Below are 19,476 nucleotides of genomic sequence, written 5' to 3'. Positions count from 1 at the left end.
TCTCCCAAAGCCCCCAACCCCCGCCAGGCGGCGTCGGCAACCGCTTCCGGGAAACGTGCGGGCCTCGGCAAGAGAGCGTCCCGAAGGGCGCGTATCAGCCGAGGCCCGTGCGTTTCCCGGAAGCTTTTTCTTGGCGCAGCCACGGCACGTCCCCACGCCACCGCGCACCTTCGAGCGGAGCGAGCTATGGGATTCCCAAGGCCCCCGGCCTTGGGCGGGTGCAGGGCAGCGCCCTGCTCTCTCCGAAGGAGGCTGTCGGCAGACCGGCGAGCCCGTCGAGACGACATTACGCTCACAAAATCGCGACAGTGCTCAATGCTGTTTGAACTTCGCATGACACTTACGTACTTACATGATATTGCTGATCAGCCCATAACGCCCAGATGAAAGAAGGAGATTCCATGAACAAGATGAAAACCATCATTGCCAGCCTGATGCTCCTGGCACTTCCTGTTATTTATGGCTGTCCGGCGATGCTGGTAGTCTATCTCATCTCCAACACCGACGGCGACGATGTCACGGTGACAGCGGAGATTCCCAGAAGTGCAAAAGACATTTTCGCCTCGACACTGAAGATAGCCCAGGAAGGCGACGGGAAAAGGTTTACGGTGAAGGAGCTGAATGAAACACACTACTTCATGCGGGCCGAATCCCTGGACGAGACCTGGTGGTTCGAGATGACGCTGGTGGAAATCGACGACAACACCACCCAGTTGATCATGGTCGGCGTCAGCCCCGGCGATGAGGCAGAGCAACGAAACAGGGGGCTTGTCGCTGTTGAACGCATATGCGACGACCTGAAGGTGAAGTACCGCGTCGTGGAGAACGAAGTCCCGACCAATTAGATTCGACGCCGCACAGCACACGTGTAAAAAGGGTTTCAGGCTTTTGCCTGAAACCCTTTTCCTGTGGCCCATTCCGGGATGTCGGCCGAAGCCTTCTACTTTGCGATTTTACTGGACTGGTGCTGTGGTTCGGAATCCTCGTCCCGGCAATAATCGGCAAGGACTTCGAGAAAGCATTTGAGTGCCGGCGACTGTTCGCCCTTTCGCCAGACGATCTTGAGGGGGGTGCGGTGCACCTCGCCTTGGAAGTCGAAGGGCAGCATTCGGACGGTATCGGGCAGGACGGCCCGCATGCGATCGGGCACGAAGCCGATGCCCATTCCGGCGGCTATGAGGGAAAGCTTGGTCTGATGCGTCTTGGCTTCCTGGACGATGCGGGGCTGGACGCCGAACTTGTGGTAGCGTCCGATGGCCCGATCGTAGGCATCGGGATAGTGCTGGCGGGAGAACATGATGAACGGTTCCTTGTCGATATCCGCGAACTCGGCATGGCCTTTCTGTGCCAGGGGATGATCTTCGTGCACGGCCAGAAAATACCGATCGGCCAGAAAGGTTCGCGAATCGAGATGGTAGTGGTCAGCGTAGCAATAATGGGACAAGCCCACGTCGAGTTCACCTGCGCGCAGGGCAAGGTTTTGGTCCGAGGACTGCATTTCGCGGATATCGAGCTGGATACCGGGATACCGCTTTCGAAAGGCGGTAACTCCTTTGAGAAAATCGGTATGCAGGCCGGAACTGAGGAACCCGATGCGCAGTTTGCCGATGAGTCCTTCAGCCATCATGTGCATTTTTTCCACACCGCTTTCCAGGGTGCACAGGGTGTCACGGGCCACTTGCAGGAACATCTGCCCTTCGTCGGTGAGCGACACCTTGCGGCTGGTCCGCTCGAAAAGCGTGACCCCAAGCTCCTCCTCAAGGCGCTTTATCTGTTGCGACAGCGGGGGCTGGGCAATATGGCACCGTTCGGCCGCCCGACCGAAATGGAGTTCCTCTGCCACGGCAATGAAATATCTGAGTTGTCTGAGTTCCATGATCCAGAGTTAATACATATTGATTCGCGTGTAAATATGTATTGGACATATCAATGAACCGTTTCTACCCTGTCTGCATAAACAAGGAGACATTGATATGCAGGGTACACTTTCTTGTCGCTTGTGTTTATTGGCCTTCATCACCCTGACGACGTTGTCGGCCGGACCGGCAACATCCTTTGCCGAGCAGGGCGGGGAGTCGAGCGTGGTCATCTCCGGCCTGCCTGATGCAACAGGTCTGGTCATGGACAACCGGGGCAATGCCTACATGGTGGGAAAATGCTGCGGTCAGGTGTTGATTGTGCCGCCGGGCGGCACGCCGATGGAATACGCCAGGATTGAAGGAACGCCCACAGTGCTGGCCGTGAATCGGCTGCGCACTGTGTTCGTGGGAACGGAGTCCGGGGCCATCCATGCTATCCTGCCGGACGGAACCGTCAGCCGGGTTCACGCCTGCGGCAGCCCGGTGACAGGCCTGAGCCTGGACCGGGACGGCAACCTGTTCATCGCCATGGGCAACGGTTCGATCATCAGAATCGCACGTTCTGATCTCGATTGACGCCAGGGGGCGACCCCGCGCACATGGGGGGCTTCCGGGAAAAGCTCCCCCGCACTGCCTGCGGTATAATGGCTGATCGATCCAAGGCCTGACACGGGTAGACCGCTGGCCTGCCTAGAAGCTGAGGTCGTGGATCTTCTTGGGGGCAGCATTTTTGCCCTTGGCGGCACTGAATATCTTGGGTTCCGCCTGTTTCATGAGCTTGGCGGCTTCGGCATTGAGGGGATTGCGGTCATAGGCGGCCTTGGCGTTGTTGAAGACCTCGCCCCATTCCCGTTTCGTGAGATGCAGCTTGGCCATCCGCAGGTACAGGCTCTCGTTGGGTCCAAGCCAGCGCATGGCGTCCTTGATGGCGGCCATGGCGCGGCCGGTTTCTTTCATGCCCTCGTAACTCAAGATCAGGGCACTGTGAGCTCGGCTGTCGGTATTCTGGATTTCCAGCGCTTTTTGCAGATACGGAACGGCTTCCGGGAACATGCCGAAAGAGGCGAGCCGGTTGCCGATGTCGGAGTTGATGCCCTCGACATCCTGGAAATATTCGGCAATCTTGCTGTAGAGCTTGCGGGCCTCAAGCTGGTTGCCCGCCTTGACCAGCTGGGCTGCCTTGATCAGATTGTCGTCCAGAACGGCCAGCCGCTTGCGGAGTTTGGTTATCCGCGCCTTTTCCATTGCCTCGCCCAGCTTCTTGTGCAGCCGCATGAGGGTCTGATAAAACGCCTTTTCCTTGCCCTTCTGGTATTTGAGCCCTTCGGGGAAGAGCTTACGGATCATCTTCATCTTGTTGAGATCGCGCAGAGCCTCATCCAGGTGGGCCTGAATCTCGAACTTTTCCACCCCGAACACCTGGCTGGAAACCATCCCCTTGATAGCGCTCGCCAAACAACTCAACGTCCGCAGATAATCGCTTTTTTTAGCGTATGCGCGGGCGCGGGCGATATCTTCGCGGATGTCCTTGGCGGATCTGAACTTAGCTGACATAGTGATTCCCGAATCTGAATAAATACCAAAAGTCCATGACAAATTACTACAGTCATTCATTTTTAGCAAGTATGAGGACGATTGTCCCGCTTTTCCGAATAGCTAGCAACATTCCGGCGTCCCCGGTTGACGCGCACGGCCCCACCCGATAGCGTACCCATCCATTGCGGTCCTGCCCTGTCATCCATCCGGGAGTCTCTTTTGAACACCTATCTTGTCGTTGTCATCGGTTCCCTTCTCGCGTCCTGGCTGCTCGGCGCACTGTCGGCATTCCTGAACGCCCGCTCCATGCAGCCGGAACCACCTCGGGATCTTGAGGATGTTTTCGATACCGCGAGATACGCCCGCTCCCAGGAGTATACCAGGGAATCCATGAAATTTACCTCGGTTGCCGACACCTTCAATACCGGCATCACCCTCCTGGTCATCCTGGCGGGCGGCTTCAACCTGCTCGACACCCTGGTCCGCTCCCTGGAGTTGAGCCCGCTGGCAAGCGGCCTGATCTATATCGGCGCCATCGGGACTATCAGCGGATTACTGGGGCTGCCTTTCGAAAGCTACCACACCTTTGTTCTGGAAAAACGCTTCGGGTTCAACACCACCACCTTCACCACGTTTGTTCTGGACCGGCTCAAGGGCCTTGTCCTGACCGCACTCATCGGCGGCGCGCTGGTGGCCGGAATCCTGTTCTTCCTGGACAAGGCCGGACCCTATGCCTGGCTCCTGTGCTGGGGATTTGCCGTAGCCGTATCCCTGTGCCTGACCTATGTGGCTCCCACCTGGATTCTGCCGCTGTTCAACACCTTCTCACCATTGGAAGAAGGTGAACTGCGCACGGCCCTGGAAGCCTACGCCCGCAAGATCGGATTCGAACTTTCCGGCATCTTCGTCATGGACGGTTCCAAACGGTCCACCAAGGGCAACGCCTTTTTCACGGGGATGGGCAAACGGCGGCGCATCGCCCTGTTCGACACGCTCATACGGGAAATGACAACCGAAGAAATCGTGGCCGTGCTGGCCCACGAGGTCGGACACGCCAAGCTGTGGCATATCAAGAAGCGGCTGTTCACCGGCATACTCAAGACCGGCGCCGTATTCTATCTCATGTCACTGTTCCTGAACTCCGAGGAATTGTTCGCGGCCTTCGGCATGGAGCACATGTCCGTGTATGCGGGCCTGGTCTTCTTCGCCCTGCTCTACACCCCGCTTTCCATGGTCCTGTCGGTCATTTCCAACAAGATATCACGCAAGCACGAATTCGAGGCGGATGCCTTTGCCGCGGACACCACGGACCGGGCGGACACCATGATCTCCGCCCTGAAGAAACTCTCGGCCAGCAACCTGTCCAACCTGACCCCGCATCCCCTGACCGTCTGGCTGGAATACGGCCACCCCCCGGTCCTGGAAAGAGTCCGAGCACTGCAAAAATAGGTATCGATTTTCCCCCATCACTGTGGCAATATTCTGTAAGGGCTGAAAACCTGAACACAGTGAGATGCCATGCGAGAAATACCTTTTGACCTTAGCGACAAAGATATCCTGGAGCGGTTGAAAAACGTTCCCGCATTCGACAATCTTCCCGAAAGTCACATCCGCGCTGTCATGAAAGCCGCGTCCGTCTGCCGATACGAAGCGGGCGAAACCCTCATCAACCAAGGCGACTGCGACAACCGGGTATTCTTTCTCATCTTCGGAAAACTCTCGATCCTGGTAGCAGACAAGCAGGTCGGCCAGTTGCAACGGCTGGGCGACGTATTCGGAGAGATGGGCATCATCGACGGCAGCCCCCGCTCGGCAACCATCAAGGCAGACCGGGCGTCGCTGGTGATCAGCCTGGACGACACCGCCATCGGCTCCCTTGGCGAGACCAGCAAGATCTTCGTCCAGGCGGTCATGTACAGGGTATTCGCAGAGGTTTTAGCCATCCGTCTCCGGGAGGCCAATCAGAAAATCACGTCCTTGCAGAACGAGCTGGACAAGCTGAAGAAATAACGGACGGATTATCCCGCCTCAAGCTGCCCCCCTTTCCCCGGCGTCGGAGGCACAACGCAACTTACCCGGCTGCCCGTGCCGCGACCTTGGCGGCCTCATCTGCCTTGCCCTGGGCTTCCAGGGCTTCAACCAACGTATCCCAGTAGGCGTCGATGCCGGGCGAAAGCGCGGAGGATTGCCGAGCCAGAACTTCGGCGATCTGCGGATCTTCGCCCTGATCGAGATACAGCTTGGCCAGCATGTGCATGGCCTGGTGATCGTTGTGGTCGGCGTTCAGGGCGAGATGCAGGTACTCGCGGGTGGCCTCGATATCGCCCTGCTTGTAGGCAACGCGGGCCAGGGGGCGGAGGACCATGCGTTCTCCGCCGGGCTGATCCGCAGCCTTTTTGTACAAGTTGGTCGCCTTTTTGAGATGGTTGGCCTTCTCCTCGATGGAGCCGAGGCGCATGAGGGAATAGACGTGGCCCGGTTCGGCCTTGAGGCATTGGCGGTAGGCCTTTTCCGCGCTCTTGAGATCACCCAGGCGATGGTTGGCCCACCCCAGGTTGTAGAGGGCGAGCACGTCCTTCTTGTCCAGGTCGACCACACTCTGGAACTCGTGCCGGGACTCTTCGAACCGGCCGAGCTGAGCATAGCATATGCCCAGGGAATTTCGGGCCAGAAGATTGTTTTCGTCGTCGAGCAGGGCCAGCTTGAACTCCTCGATGGCCCCGTAGATGTCACCGTCCATGTAACGACGGTCGGCGGACAGATTCAGCGAGATGGAATCGAACACGGCCACACGCGGTACGGGCAGCAGCAGGGCGTGTTCCAGCGCCTTGCGAGTGTTTTCAAGCATGTCGGCCCGATCGAAATTGAGGAACGGGTAGCGTGAGGAACCGATGGACAGTGTGATGCCCAGGGTGTCGGCAGCGACCCTTTCCATCTCAAGGGTGCGCTCCATGAGCTGTTCGCGGTCGATTCCTTCGGTGAAGAAAATCATGCCGTTGAGTCCGAAACGGCCTCCTGTGACCGCGTCTCCGAACACGCCGCGCGCCAATCGGGTCACATTCCGGACCATCTGATCCATGCTCTCCTGGTAGCCTTCAAGCTCTTCGCCGGGCTGATCCAGGATGCGGACAAGGGACATGCCGAAGGATTCCGGCTTGAGTCTTGCCTTGGAAAACCAGGACACGAATTCGCTGTATCGGTAGAGCGTCGTAGTGCCGTCTGTGCTCGGCATGGAATCGTCCCGTACCTCCGGTGCTTCCGAAAAGAGGCTTTCCTCTCCCTTGATGAGACTGAGCCTGTCACCCGAAGACACGCCCCAAGCCGCGTCGCCCAAATGCAGTGCCTCGGCATAGGAAATGTCGTCCTGGACCTCCACCAGCACCACCTCTCCCTTGAACATGGCGTGTTGACCGGCAAACCTTTCGTCCGCCACCGGGGATGCAGGGGTCTCGCCGGACTTGGGCGCACGCACCAGGAACCGCTGGCCGACCTTGGCTCCCGAGGCTTCGCCCAGGGAGACGACCATCCGGTTCATGGGCAGAATTTCAAGCACACGCCCGCCCTTGGACAAAATATCCGCATAACCGAACACCCGGTTGCGGCCCTGATCCTTGGCCACTTCAACGCCCTTGCGCGCCTTGCGCACGATCATGCGCGCCTGTTCCGAGGGCATGCGACGGAACTGGGCGCCTTCCAACCCCTGAGGATAACAGACATAGCCGAGGCTGCCGGTAATGGTGATGGTGTCGTTGGTGATCTCGTCCACAAAGGAAAGCTTGCTGACGCCCGAACGGATGACCTCGGAGAGCTGGAAACACGCCCGAGGCTTGGCATCCGGTACCAGGATGGCGAACTTGTCGTTGGCGAAGCGGGAAACAGTGGTATACTTGGGACAGACCATGCTCAGCAGCCGCCCCACCTCACCGAGGATGTCGTCGCCTTTGAGGTAGCCGTATCGTTCATTGAGAGGCTGAAAGGTATCGAGATCAAGGAAAAGGACTCCGAACGTACCGGAAAAGGCCATGTCCTGCTCGCGCGGGTCGCCACCGGCACGACAACTCCCGGCGGCCAGACATCCCTGCACCTGCTCGATGGCCTGCTCCAACTCACTGAAAAAGAAGTTGCGCGAATAGAGGCCGGTCAGGGAATCGGTGATCGCCCTCTTGTACAGGGCGAGCTTCTCCAGCACGGAACTGGCCAGGGCCATGATGTATTTCGGTGCCGTGGCCGGCGCCTTGAGTCTGACACCCTTGGCGATGAAATAGCAGAGCATCTCCCCCTGGAAAACCAGCGGCAGGACCAACTCGCGGTCTTCTGCCCGGAATTCCGGATCGGGAATGTCCGCGTATTTCTCTCTCGGAAAAAACAGACTGTATGAGGTAAAGGGAAGAAATTCCCCAATGCAATCCTTAATGGTATGCTCGAAATCGATCAACTCCTGTGGAGTGAGCGAAATGGTCCCGTCCGCAAAAATGTCCTTATTTGTCCTCATGAACGGGAGCGTACAACGCCCCTCTTTTTTTCTCAAACACAAAGTTCGGATTCGGCATGTATTTCCGGGTGATCCGGGATCATTCCCCTTCCCCGTTCCGGGCCAAAGCCGCTTCACGGGTTCAGGCGGCAGCCCTGGCACGACGTAAACGTCTTCAAAAACACCGCTTACCAATAAAAAATTATTGACAAACAATAAATATCTACTGCAAAAAGCTGCATACCCAAGGAGGTAAATCATGAAAAATCGTATTCAAAGCCTGTCGAGAGTTATCCGTTCCATTCTTGTCGTCGTTCTCATCGCCAGTCCACTGATCGTGGGCCTCATCTGGTTGTCCGGCGGTGAAATCCTGATGGGTGACGCCCAGTCCGGGATGACCTTCCAGTTTCTCGGTGACGACCTGTTGACCGACGGAGAGCTCGCCCTGACCGTTCCACTCCCCTGGGAGGCCCGTATCCTCGGACTGTCCGTCACCATGATCCCGGTAGGCATCGGCATGATTGCCACCTGGTGGCTGATATGTCTGTTCGGTTGTTTCGCCCGTGGAGAGGTCTTCACGCAATCCTCAGTCAGCTATATATCCAGAACGGGCTGGACCATGGTTGCCAGTGTTGTCACATTGCCCATTTATCAACTCCTGTTGAGTTGGGTACTGACCATGCACAACCAACCAGGTGAACGGTTGCTGTCAATCTCGCTTGACCTGAATGACCTGGAGAAGATCATAACGGCCGCCATTATCATTCTCGTGAGCTGGATCATGGAAGAGGGCCGCAAACTGCGTGAGAATGACGACCTTACCGTCTAGAAAAGGAAGTGACATGCCCATAATCATCGATCTTGACGTCGTACTTGCCCAGCGGAAAATCAGTTCCAAACAGTTGGCGCAGGATATCGGAATAACCCAACAGAACCTGTCCATCCTCAAGACAGGCAAGGCCAGGGCCATCCGCTTTTCCACGCTGGACGCCATTTGTCGAACGCTGGACTGCCAACCGGGAGAGCTGCTGCGGTTCGTCCCGGACGAAGAAGGATAGCGCTGTCCGCTCACCTTGATTCGGGTGGAGTCAACAACTATATCAATACATCCAGATATAAACATTTTGTTTGACTCCCCCTTTCAAATCTGTCAGGTGTTCACCAGATTGAGACACAAAATGCATATCATCACCGACCCCAAAGAATTACAGCAGCAATGCCTGAAGTGGCGAGACCAGGGCCTGACCATAGGCCTGGTGCCGACAATGGGCTTTCTTCACGAAGGGCACATGGCCCTCCTGGACAAGGCACGCCCTGAGTGCGACAGACTGGTCACGACCCTGTTCGTCAACCCTACACAATTCGGCGAGAACGAAGACCTGTCCAACTATCCGAACGATTTCGAGGGCGATTGCCGGAAAGCCGAAGCCCACGGGAGCGACCTGCTCTTTGCGCCAGGACCGGACGCCATGTACGCGCCGGACCACGCCACCTGGGTGGAAGTGCCCGAACTGGGCGCCCACCTTTGCGGGGCTTCCCGGCCCATCCACTTCCGGGGCGTGTGCACGGTGGTGACAAAGCTGTTCATGCTCACCCAGGCCGACGTGGCCGTATTCGGCCAGAAGGACTGGCAACAGTTTGCCATCCTCAGACGCATGGTCCGCGACCTGAACATACCCATCCGGCTCATCGGCCACCCCATTGTCCGTGAAGCCGACGGGCTGGCCCTCAGTTCACGCAACGCCTACCTGACGGCCACCGAAAGGGCGGCGGCACCGGCCATCCGCAAGGGGCTCCTGCTCTTGGCTGAAAAAGCCGCGGATGAACGGGACTGCGCGACCTTGAAGCGGCTCCTTGAGACCGAGTATGCGTCCACCCTGCCCATGGGCAAAGTGGATTACATAGAGATCGTGGACCCGGACTCCATTCAGCCGGTGAAAACGATAACGAAGTCTGCGCTGACTGCCGTGGCAATACGCCTTGGCAAGGCCCGGCTCATAGACAACATATTGATAGGGGTGTAATCCTAGTGGCCAAAAGATGCTTTTTGAGCGCCAAGATCCACGGTGCCGCCATAACCTGCGCCAACCTGGAGTACCGAGGCAGCCTGTCCATTGACACCAAACTGATGAAAACGGTGGGCATCCTGCCGTACGAACAGGTGGACGTCTACAACATAGACAACGGCGAAAGACTCACCACTTACGCCATTCCCGGCGCACCGGGCGAGATATGCCTGAACGGCGCAGCCGCCCATAAGGGCGAAGTGGGACAGCGGGTGATCATCGCCACCTTCATGTGGTTGGACGAAAACGAGGCCAAGACACGCAAACCAAGAGTTGTGGTCGCAGGCAAAAACAACACGATTGACGAAATCCTCGAGTGCGATCTCAATCCGGATTTCTAAGAAGTTCATTACAGTAGCATCCCTTAAGGAGGGTCTGATGCAGATTGACGGCAAATATCTTTTCACTTCCGAGTCCGTGACCGAAGGCCACCCCGACAAAGTGGCCGACCAGATTTCCGACGCCATTCTGGACGCCATCATCGGCCAGGACGAGAACGCCCGCGTGGCATGCGAAACCCTTGTCACCACCGGCATGGCCTTCATTGCCGGCGAGATTTCCACCACCGCTTTCGCCGACTTCCCGGAAATCGTCCGGGCCACCATCAAGGATATCGGCTACTGCAGTTCCGACACCATGGGCTTTGACTGGCAGACCTGCGCGGTCATCTCTTCCATCGACAAGCAGTCCCCGGACATCGCCCAGGGCGTTGACCGCACCAAACCCGAAGATCAGGGCGCGGGAGACCAGGGCATGATGTTCGGTTTCGCCACCAACGAGACCCCCACGCTCATGCCCACCCCGATCTACTATGCCCACAAGCTGTCCCGTCGCCTGACCTACGTGCGCAAGGAAGGCATTCTCGATTTCCTGCGCCCCGACGGCAAGACCCAGGTCTGCGTCCAGTTCGACAACGGCAAGCCCGTGCGCATCGACAACGTGGTCGTCTCCTCCCAGCATGACGAAAGCATCGCCTACTCCGACCTCAAGGAAGCCATCCTGCAAGAGGTCATCATGAAGACCCTGCCCGAAGAGCTGATCGACGAGACCCTCAAGACCTATATCAACCCCACCGGCCGTTTCGTCATCGGCGGCCCGGTCGGCGATTGCGGGCTCACCGGCCGCAAGATCATCAACGACACCTACGGCGGTGCCGGTGCCCATGGCGGCGGCGCCTTCTCCGGCAAAGACCCGTCCAAGGTGGACCGTTCCGGCGCATACATGGCCCGCTACGTGGCAAAGAACGTTGTGGCCTCCGGCCTGGCCGACATGTGCGAAGTCCAGATCGCCTACGCCATCGGCGTGGCCCAGCCCGTATCCGTGGTCGTTTGTTCCCGCGGCACCGGCCAGGTGTCCGACGAACAGTTGACCAAGGCCGTGACCGAAGTCTTTGACATGCGCCCCTACTACATCCAGGAGCGCCTCAAGCTGCGCCGTCCCATCTTCCAGAAAACCACCAACTACGGCCATTTCGGCCGCGAGCTGCCCGAGTTCACCTGGGAACAGACCGACGCCGTGGACGATCTCCGCACGGCCTGCAAGATCTAACGCCACCCGCAGAAAACGCTGTAAAAGGCCCGGTACGACACCTGTCGTACCGGGCCTTTTTATTGCCGCTTGAACACACCCCTCAGATCAATCACAGTATCCCGTATCGTCCCGGCACAGGTCCGCGCACAGGATGCGGTGCCTGCCGCTGCTCTTGTGGTAGAACACATGGGAGATGGTGATGCACAGGTTGCCGGAGGCCAAGGATATGTAGGGGCGGGTGGTGAACTTTTCCAGCCCTGCCTGGATGGGTAGAAAATACTCCTTCAGCGAGTGGTCCGCGCCGTTGTGGGCCGGCTCGTACAAAAAACGTTTGCTGGTCTTGAGCCGGAAAGGATTGCACAGGGTGTCCGATGTCTGCATGCCCTTCATGTCCAGAACGTAAAGGCACTCCACGCTGTCATTGGCTTCGACGAAACGTGCCAGGGCCAGGTCGATGTTTTTGGCCGGGGTCTCGGCAAGGGTCTGACACATGGTCAGCACCGTCAGGTCGTAACTGGAATACAGGCGCTTGTCGTCGGCGATCTGCTGCGTACGCTTTTCCCGATGCCTCTCGGCCAGGGCATCCACCTTGGAAGCCATGCCGGGCACCGCGTCCAGGCCGGGCGCGGGCCGGGCGAAATAAAATCCCTGAAAGACATCTACACCGTTGCCGAGCAAACACATAGCCTCTTCGGCGGTCTCCACGCCCTCGGCCAGAACCAGGCACCCCAACCGGTTGGACATCTGAACAAAACTGCGCACCACTTCAAGCTTGTGGAACTGTTCGTTGACTCCGCTGATAAGGGTCCGATCAAGCTTGATGACGTCAGGCTTGAGCATGGGAATGCGGTCGAGATTGGAAAACCCGGCCCCCACATCGTCAAGGGCTATAAGAAAATCGTGCTTGCGATAGAAATCAACGAAGGCCAAAAGCGCATCCATGTCCTCGCATCGGGATTCAATGATTTCGATGATCACGTTACTGGGGCTGATGCCGCATCGGGCGACCAGGTTGAGCAGATGATTCGAGCCGCGCGTCTCCTCGTTGATACAGGAGGCGTCGATATTCATGGACAACATCAGGCTCTTGTCTTTTCGGTGCAGGGCCGCGAATGATTCCGCAGCGTTCGTTCGGCAGGCCCGATCCAGGGCGAGCCGGGATGCCTTGTCCCGGGCCTGCTCGAACAGCAGGGTTGGAGGTATGATTTCTCCGCTTTCGGGGTCGAATCCTCTACTCAACGCCTCCAACCCGACAACGGCCTTCCGCTTGAGGGATACCTGGGGCTGGAAGTGGGTAACCAAAAAATGTTTTGCAATAATCTCGTGTATATCCGGCACGGGGGTCAACTCTGTAATTCCTTTGGATTGCATCACGACTGTCCTGATCGGGTTCCCGTGCATGCGGCTTTCACATAAGGCCGGGGCGGTCCAAGAGCACCGCCCCGGGCATATATGATTGTCGCAATCCGATGCTAGAGGATACCGTCTTCGCCGGTCCTGATACGCAGGGCCTTGTTGAGGTCGGAGACGAAGATCACGCCGTCTCCCTCGGAACCCGTCTGCCCGGAGGTCAGGATGGCCTCAAGGGCCTTGGCTTCAAAGTCGTCGTTGACGCCGATTTCGAGGCGGACTTTCTTGAGCAGGTTCACTTCCATCTGCACGCCGCGGTAGGTCTCGGTAAACCCTTTCTGACGGCCCGAGCCGAGGACATTGGTCACGGACAGGGAGTAGATCTCCTTGGCGTAAAGGGCCTGCTTCACGTCGTTGAGCTTTTCGGGCCTGATGTATGCTATGATGAGCTTCATTTTCTTTATCTCCTTTAATGATCTGGTTACGCTTCGACTACTCGTTGCTGAAGAGCTGGAAGCCGTTGTAGGACTCGGAGCCGTGTTCGGCGATATCAAGCCCCTTGAGCTCGTCTTCCTTTTCAACCCGGAGGCCGAAGATGCTCTTGACTATGGACATGAGGATGAAACCGGCGCCGAAGGCCCATATGAAGAAGACGCCCGCACCGAGCAACTGCACGCCGAGCTGGGCCGTGCCGCCGCCGAAGAACAAACCGCCGTCGGTATTGAACAGGCCGCAGGCAATGGTTCCCCAGGCACCGCAGACACCGTGGACTGAAGAAGCACCGACGGGATCATCAATCTTGAGAACCTTGTCGATGAATTCGATGGACAGAACCACCAGCACACCGGCGACAAGACCAATGATGATGGAAGAACCGGGAGTGACCGTGGCGCAGGGGGCGGTGATACCGACCAGTCCGGCCAGCGCGCCGTTCATGGACATGGAGATGTCGGGCTTGCCGAAACGGAACCAGGATATGACCATGGCGCCGAGCACGCCGCCGCAAGCGGCCAGGGAGGTGTTCATGGCTATCAGGCCGATGGTGTTGTCGGCAGTGGTGGTGGAACCGGGGTTGAAGCCGAACCAGCCGAACCAGAGAATGAACACGCCCAGACCAGCCAGGGGGATGTTGTGACCGGGAATGGCCTTGGCCTTGCCGTCTTCGGTGTACTTGCCGATACGGGGACCGAGCACCAGGGCACCGGCCAGGGCGATCCAGCCACCCACGGAGTGGACAACGGAGGAACCGGCGAAGTCGCAGAAACCAAGGGCTTCGAGCCAACCGGCACCGTCGTCGCCCAACCACAGGGAGCCCCAGGCCCAATGGCCGGAGATGGGGTAGATCAGGCCGGAGATCACAATGGACACCAGGATGTAGCTGCCGAATTTGGTACGTTCGGCCATGCCGCCGGAAACGATGGTGGCCGCAGTGGCGGCGAACACGGACTGGAAGAACCAGAACGTGTAGGTCCACATCATCTCGCTTTCACCAACGCCGGACAGGGCGTAACCGGAAGTGCCGATGAACCCGCCTGCATCCAGGCCGAACATGACGGCGAAACCGAACAGGAAGAAAACGATGGAACCCGCGGAAAAATCCAGGAAGTTCTTCATCATGATGTTGCCCGCAGACTTGGCGCGGGTAAAACCAGCCTCAACACAGGCGAAACCGGCCTGCATGATCATGACCAGGCAGGCCGCAATCAGGGTCCAAAGGATGTTGGCATTGGACTGCGTCAGGTACTCCACCTCTTCAGCATAGGCAAAGGTGGGGGCCAGGGCTGCTACCAATACGGCCGCTCCCATGGCGAACCTCTTGGAAACATGGATCGGGGACTTTCTCAAAAACATTTCAGTACTCCTCTTTGAATGGAATGCGTTACTAACCTGCACTCCCTCTATCAAGAGTCGTGCCAAACTGCGTTTGCATTGCTATTAGTGTAAAAAACATACAATTGTAGTTTTTTATTGTTCATAATTTTTTCATTTTTGTAATAAATTACATTTTTGAAGTATGATTTTTACACCAAAATTGTCAAAATGTATAAAATTGTAAAACTACCACAAAAATGACCGGCGGTCGCAAATATTATGGATAAACACGCTATCTATCTAAAATAATGATAAATTTTTTTGTTGACTAAATTTCCTGCTGCATGTAGCTATAGTGTCTATGAACGCCACCACAGTTTCCAACGCATACTTTTCCAACTTTTACTTTTGGTATTGGTATAACCACGCTCGCGGGCTTGGAAGAGGTGCTGTGTAACCTGTTGGTGGATCACACAAGCTGAAAAGAACTTCTTCAAGGGCCGCGGGCGAAAGCCGGCGGCCCTTGTTTTTTATCCGTCGGCTGATACCCGGGCACTTGGAGGAAAACCCCTCAAAGGAGAAAGATCATGCACATCGGAAAAGCAATCAGGCTGGAACGAATTTTCAACCGAAATACCGGCCGCACCATAGTGGTGCCCATGGACCACGGCGTAACCGTCGGCCCCATAGACGGACTGGTGGACATGCGCCAGGCCGTGGGCAAGGTGGTTGAAGGCGGAGCCAACGCCGTCATCGAGCACAAGGGATTGGTCCGTTGCGGCCACCGTGCCAAGGGCAAGGACATCGGACTCATCGTCCACCTGTCCGCTTCCACGACCCTGTCTCCGTTCCCCAATGCCAAATCCCTGGTGGCAAGCGTCGAGGACGCCATCCGTCTCGGCGCGGACGCCATCTCCATCCACTGCAACCTGGGCGACGAGACCGAAGCGGCCATGTTGAACGATTTCGGCAAAATATCCTCTGACGCCGCCAACTGGGGCATGCCCCTGCTGGCCATGGTCTATGCCCGAGGCCCCAAGGTAAAAAACGAATACGCCCCTGAAATCGTGGCCCACTGCGCTCGTGTGGGTACCGAACTGGGCGCGGATGTGGTCAAGGTCAACTACACCGGCGACATCAAATCCTTCACCCACGTATGCGACTCCTGCTGTGTCCCCGTCGTCATCGCCGGTGGCCCGAAACTTGACAGCACCGAAGCATTCCTTCAGATGGTGCAGGACTCCCTGGAAGCCGGCGGCGCTGGATTGTCCGTTGGACGCAACGTTTTCCAACATGAAAACCCGACCCGCCTGGTGGAGGCTCTCAACATGGTCGTCCATGGCGACGAGTCCGTTGAAACCGCTCTCAAGCATCTTAACGGTTAATGGAAGCAGCAATGAAAAAAGTCATTTTCAAATCCGTCCCCTTTGACAAGAACCTGATCACCCTGGCCCTTGAATCCGGCGTTGACGCCGTCATGGTCGAGAAGGACCAGGTCAAGGGAGTGCAAGCCCTGGGCCGGGTGACCGTCATCACCCCCGAAGACATGCCAGTGGTCGAACTGACCAAAAAGGCGGACGAAGACGTGGCCGTCAAGGGAATCCAGGCAGGCAACAACGTGGTCCTCAAAAAGGGGTGGGAGATCATCCCGGTGGAAAACATCCTGGCCCAGGTGGACAACCTGGCCCTGGAATGCGAAAACCTGGACCGGGCCATCCTGGCCGCCGGTATCCTGGAGCGCGGCTGCGACACCATCGTGGTCCTGCCCGAAGGGGCGGCTGATCTGAAACAGATCGTATCCGAACTCAAACTCTCGCAGGGCACCATGGACCTCCAAACCGCCACCGTCACCGCCATAGAATCCGCAGGACTGGGCCACCGCGTCTGCGTGGACACCATATCCATGCTCAAAAAAGGCCAGGGCATGCTCATCGGCAACTCCAGCGCCTTTTCCTTTCTGGTACACGCAGAGACCGAATCCAATCCTTACGTGGCCGCGCGCCCCTTCCGGGTCAATGCGGGGGCGGTTCACGCCTACGCCCAAATGCCCGGCGACAAGACCACCTATCTTGAAGAGCTGGCAGCCGGGACCGACGTGCTCATCGTGGGGGCCGACGGCACCACCTCCCTGGCCACGGTCGGCCGCGTCAAGGTGGAGGTCCGCCCCATGCTGCTCATCACGGCGGAAGTGAAGACCTCCCAAGGCACCAAGACCGGCCAGGTCTTCCTGCAAAACGCCGAGACCATCCGCGTGGTTTCCGACAAGGGCGAACCGGTCTCTGTGGTCACCTTGCAGGTGGGCGACAGGATCATGGTCAAGACAGACGAGGCAGGCCGCCACTTCGGCATGCGCATCAAGGAAGAAATCAAGGAAGGCTAGTCCTTCACTGGAGTTGCGTCATGGCTGATAAAGCTGACAAAAACGATATACCCGACCTTGGCGAACTGCGAGAATCCATCGACGCCATCGACAAGAAGATAGTGGACCTGCTCAATAAGCGCGCCGAGGTGAGCCTCGGTGTGGGCCGGTACAAGGCGGCCAGGAATGAGGCCATCTACAAGCCCTTCCGCGAGCAGGAGGTCATGGACAAGATAGCGGATTCCAGCCCCGGCCCCCTGCCGGACAAACACCTGCGCACCATCTACCGGGAGATCATGAGTTCCTCGCGCCATCTGCAACGGCCCGAGCGCGTGGTCTACCTCGGTCCCGAGGGCACGTTCTCCTACTTTGCAGCCATTGAGCATATGGGTTCCGCCGCGTCCCTCACGCCCAAGTCCAACTTCGAAGACATCTTCCGGGCCGTGGCCGAGGAAGGGGCCGAACTGGGCGTCATCCCGCTGGAGAATTCCATCGAGGGCACCGTGGGCCAGGTGGTGGACCTGTTCATGAAGTACAAGGTCTACATCCAGGCCGAGGTGTTCAGCCGCATCAGTCATTCCCTCATCTCCCATGCCGAAAAGGTGGAGGACGTGGAGGTCATTTACTCCCACCCGCAACCGCTGGGCCAATGCCGGGACTGGCTGCGGACCCACCTGCGTGACGTGCCGACCATCCCCATGGAATCCACGGCCGAGGCCGCCGAAGTGGTGGCCGGAAAAAAAGCGGCCGCCGTGGTCGGCCACATCAAGCTGGCGGACATGCACGGCATGAACGTGCTGGCCCAATCCATCGAAGATCTGCCCGACAATTGGACCCGGTTCCTGATCATCGGCGCGGCCCCGTCCCAGGAGGACAAGCGCGACAAGACCTCCATCCTGTTCACCCTGCCCAACCGGCCCGGTGCGCTGGCCCGCGTGCTCACCACCATGGCCCACCAGGGCATCAACATGACAAAACTCGAATCCCGCCCGTTCAGAGGCGAGAAATGGAGATATGTCTTCTTCGCCGACCTGGCCTGCGACCTCGGCGGAGAACGCTATCAGGACGTGCTCGAAGACATCCGGGACCAGTGCCATACCCTGCGCGTCCTGGGAACATACCCAACCCAGGAGGAACTGTAATGTCCAAGGACCCGATCATCATAAACGCTCCGGCCAGCAAATCCCTGTCCCATCGGACGCTCATCGCTGCTGCGCTGGCAAAGGGCGTGTCCGAGATATCGTCCGCGCTGGACTCCGACGACATCACCCGCACACGGGGTTGCCTGACGGCCTGCGGTGCCAGGATCGAGGAAACAGGCGGAAAGCTCGTGGTCACGGGCATGGAAGACGGCCCCAAGGGCGGCAATGCCGACGGCAAGCACAAGGAAGAAGCGCCCCATGAACTGTTCATGCACGAATCCGGCACCACCTGCCGACTCATGACCGCCGTGGCCGCTGCCGGGCACGGAACCTTTCGCATCCACGGCGCACCCAGAATGCACGAACGGCCCATGGCCGAACTGGTGAACGCCCTGACCGGACTCGGCTCAAAATTTACGTTCGAAGCAAAAGAGGGGTTCCTCCCCTTTGTCATGACCAGCAAGGGCTACGCGAAGAAAACCGTGGAAATCACCCTGGAAGAAAGCAGCCAATACCTCTCCGGCCTGCTCCTGGGCGCCCCCCTTGCCGCACATGAGACCACCATCACCGTGACCGGCAGGAAGGCCGTATCCTGGCCTTACGTGGCCCTGACCCTGCGCATAATGGAAGATTTCAAGGCCGGCTTCAGCGTCGAGGTCAAGGAAGGCCGGACCTGGAAAGCCCTGCCCTGGCGTTCGGTCAAGAACGTGACCCCCGGCAAGATCCGCTTCATCGTCCAGCCCACCGGGTACGAGAACACCGACTATCGGGTGGAAGGCGACTGGTCCAACGCCAGCTACTTCCTGGCAGCCGGAGCCGTGGGCAAACGCCCTGTGCTGATCAAGGGGTTGGCCGCCGACTCGCTTCAGGGCGACCGGGCCATCATGGACATACTCAGCCAGATGGGCGCGAGCATCAAGGTCAACTTTGACGGCATCCTGGTGGAGCCGAGCAGGCTCAGGGGCGTCCATGTGGACATGGGCCGCTGCCCGGACCTGGTGCCGACCGTGAGCGCGGTGGCGGCCTTTGCCTCCACGCCGACAACCATCGAGAACGTGGCCCATCTGCGCATCAAGGAGACCGACCGGCTGGCGGCCTGCGCCACTGAAGTGGCCCGCACCCAGTGCGAAACCGAAACCACCAGCGATTCGCTGATCATCAGGCCGGGCCGTCTGCCCAAGGGGCATCCGGTCAATTTCACCACCTACGGCGACCACCGCATGGCCATGTCCATGTCCCTGTTCGAACTGGGCGGGCTGAAGGTCACCCTTGACAATCCGGCATGCGTCGGCAAATCATTCCCCGGCTTCTTTGACGAATGGAAGAAGATCACCGGATAACTCGAACGGAT

19 protein-coding genes are annotated in these 19,476 nt (G+C 58.1%); 13 read left to right on the top strand and 6 right to left on the bottom strand.

All coding sequences use genetic code 11. The features are described from left to right. The first annotated feature begins 401 nt into the window (after positions 1 to 401). A complete protein-coding gene (locus tag DWB63_RS09465; protein ID WP_128328584.1) occupies positions 402 to 845 on the top strand; it encodes a hypothetical protein in 444 nt (147 codons plus the stop codon). Between the two features lie 95 nt (positions 846 to 940). On the opposite strand, the gene DWB63_RS09460 is transcribed toward DWB63_RS09465, so the two are convergent. Next, positions 941 to 1,876: a LysR family transcriptional regulator gene (locus tag DWB63_RS09460; protein WP_128328583.1), complete on the bottom strand. Its 936-nt coding sequence runs from the start codon at positions 1,874 to 1,876 to the stop codon at positions 941 to 943. A 97-nt stretch (positions 1,877 to 1,973) separates the two neighbouring features. On the opposite strand from DWB63_RS09460, the gene DWB63_RS09455 reads away from it, so the two are divergent. Next, entirely contained in the window at positions 1,974 to 2,435 is a 462-nt protein-coding gene (locus DWB63_RS09455) for a hypothetical protein (protein ID WP_128328582.1), read from the top strand. A gap of 114 nt (positions 2,436 to 2,549) precedes the next feature. Here DWB63_RS09455 and DWB63_RS09450 read toward each other — a convergent pair whose 3' ends face one another. Continuing rightward, entirely contained in the window at positions 2,550 to 3,413 is an 864-nt protein-coding gene (locus tag DWB63_RS09450) for a hypothetical protein (protein ID WP_128328581.1), read from the bottom strand. Between the two features lie 201 nt (positions 3,414 to 3,614). On the opposite strand from DWB63_RS09450, the gene DWB63_RS09445 reads away from it, so the two are divergent. Both DWB63_RS09445 and DWB63_RS09440 read left to right on the top strand, forming a co-directional pair. Then, positions 3,615 to 4,844, top strand: coding sequence for a M48 family metallopeptidase (locus DWB63_RS09445; protein ID WP_128328580.1), 1,230 nt, complete (start codon positions 3,615 to 3,617; stop codon positions 4,842 to 4,844). 69 nt (positions 4,845 to 4,913) lie between these two features. Next, positions 4,914 to 5,405: a cyclic nucleotide-binding domain-containing protein gene (locus DWB63_RS09440; protein ID WP_128328579.1), complete on the top strand. Its 492-nt coding sequence runs from the start codon at positions 4,914 to 4,916 to the stop codon at positions 5,403 to 5,405. A 61-nt stretch (positions 5,406 to 5,466) separates the two neighbouring features. On the opposite strand, the gene DWB63_RS09435 is transcribed toward DWB63_RS09440, so the two are convergent. Beyond that, positions 5,467 to 7,887 carry a diguanylate cyclase gene (locus tag DWB63_RS09435; RefSeq protein ID WP_128328578.1) on the bottom strand — a complete coding sequence of 807 codons (2,421 nt, stop codon included), beginning with the start codon at positions 7,885 to 7,887 and terminating at the stop codon, positions 5,467 to 5,469. A gap of 238 nt (positions 7,888 to 8,125) precedes the next feature. On the opposite strand from DWB63_RS09435, the gene DWB63_RS09430 reads away from it, so the two are divergent. The 5 genes from DWB63_RS09430 (at position 8,126) to metK (ending at position 11,480) form a co-directional block, all read left to right on the top strand. Beyond that, positions 8,126 to 8,695, top strand: a complete 570-nt coding sequence (locus DWB63_RS09430; protein ID WP_128328577.1) for a DUF2975 domain-containing protein — start codon at positions 8,126 to 8,128, stop codon at positions 8,693 to 8,695. A 13-nt stretch (positions 8,696 to 8,708) separates the two neighbouring features. After that, entirely contained in the window at positions 8,709 to 8,924 is a 216-nt protein-coding gene (locus DWB63_RS09425; protein WP_128328576.1) for a helix-turn-helix transcriptional regulator, read from the top strand. A gap of 120 nt (positions 8,925 to 9,044) precedes the next feature. Then, positions 9,045 to 9,890: a pantoate--beta-alanine ligase gene (gene panC, locus DWB63_RS09420; RefSeq protein WP_128328575.1), complete on the top strand. Its 846-nt coding sequence runs from the start codon at positions 9,045 to 9,047 to the stop codon at positions 9,888 to 9,890. 5 nt (positions 9,891 to 9,895) lie between these two features. Beyond that, entirely contained in the window at positions 9,896 to 10,273 is a 378-nt protein-coding gene (gene panD, locus DWB63_RS09415) for an aspartate 1-decarboxylase (RefSeq protein WP_128328574.1), read from the top strand. Positions 10,274 to 10,307: 34 nt separating this feature from the next. Beyond that, positions 10,308 to 11,480: a methionine adenosyltransferase gene (gene metK, locus DWB63_RS09410; protein ID WP_128328593.1), complete on the top strand. Its 1,173-nt coding sequence runs from the start codon at positions 10,308 to 10,310 to the stop codon at positions 11,478 to 11,480. 87 nt (positions 11,481 to 11,567) lie between these two features. Here the strand turns inward: metK and DWB63_RS09405 are convergent, their stop codons facing one another. From DWB63_RS09405 to DWB63_RS09395, 3 genes are all read right to left on the bottom strand, one after another. Next, complete coding sequence (locus DWB63_RS09405) at positions 11,568 to 12,833, bottom strand: EAL domain-containing protein (RefSeq protein WP_128328573.1); 1,266 nt, start codon at positions 12,831 to 12,833, stop codon at positions 11,568 to 11,570. Positions 12,834 to 12,934: 101 nt separating this feature from the next. Next, complete coding sequence (locus DWB63_RS09400) at positions 12,935 to 13,267, bottom strand: P-II family nitrogen regulator (RefSeq protein ID WP_128328572.1); 333 nt, start codon at positions 13,265 to 13,267, stop codon at positions 12,935 to 12,937. Between the two features lie 37 nt (positions 13,268 to 13,304). Beyond that, a complete protein-coding gene (locus DWB63_RS09395) occupies positions 13,305 to 14,663 on the bottom strand; it encodes an ammonium transporter (protein ID WP_128328571.1) in 1,359 nt (452 codons plus the stop codon). 548 nt (positions 14,664 to 15,211) lie between these two features. Between DWB63_RS09395 and DWB63_RS09390 the strand changes: the two genes are divergently transcribed. The 4 genes from DWB63_RS09390 to aroA are packed head-to-tail and all read left to right on the top strand — an operon-like array spanning position 15,212 to position 19,465. After that, on the top strand, positions 15,212 to 16,009 hold the full coding sequence (locus DWB63_RS09390; protein WP_128328570.1) for a 2-amino-3,7-dideoxy-D-threo-hept-6-ulosonate synthase: 798 nt from the start codon (positions 15,212 to 15,214) through the stop codon (positions 16,007 to 16,009). 11 nt (positions 16,010 to 16,020) lie between these two features. Continuing rightward, the gene (locus DWB63_RS09385; RefSeq protein WP_128328569.1) at positions 16,021 to 17,004 is read left to right on the top strand and encodes a 3-dehydroquinate synthase II family protein; all 984 of its coding nucleotides are present in this window, start codon (positions 16,021 to 16,023) and stop codon (positions 17,002 to 17,004) included. 20 nt (positions 17,005 to 17,024) lie between these two features. Beyond that, positions 17,025 to 18,125, top strand: a complete 1,101-nt coding sequence (gene pheA / locus DWB63_RS09380) for a prephenate dehydratase (protein WP_128328568.1) — start codon at positions 17,025 to 17,027, stop codon at positions 18,123 to 18,125. After that, positions 18,125 to 19,465: a 3-phosphoshikimate 1-carboxyvinyltransferase gene (gene aroA, locus DWB63_RS09375; protein WP_128328567.1), complete on the top strand. Its 1,341-nt coding sequence runs from the start codon at positions 18,125 to 18,127 to the stop codon at positions 19,463 to 19,465. Before pheA ends, aroA begins: the two co-directional genes overlap by 1 nt. Positions 19,466 to 19,476 lie beyond the last annotated feature (11 nt).

This window comes from Pseudodesulfovibrio sp. S3 (genome assembly GCF_004025585.1).
Lineage (GTDB): Bacteria > Desulfobacterota > Desulfovibrionia > Desulfovibrionales > Desulfovibrionaceae > Pseudodesulfovibrio.
This window is presented reverse-complemented; position numbering and strand designations above follow the sequence as displayed.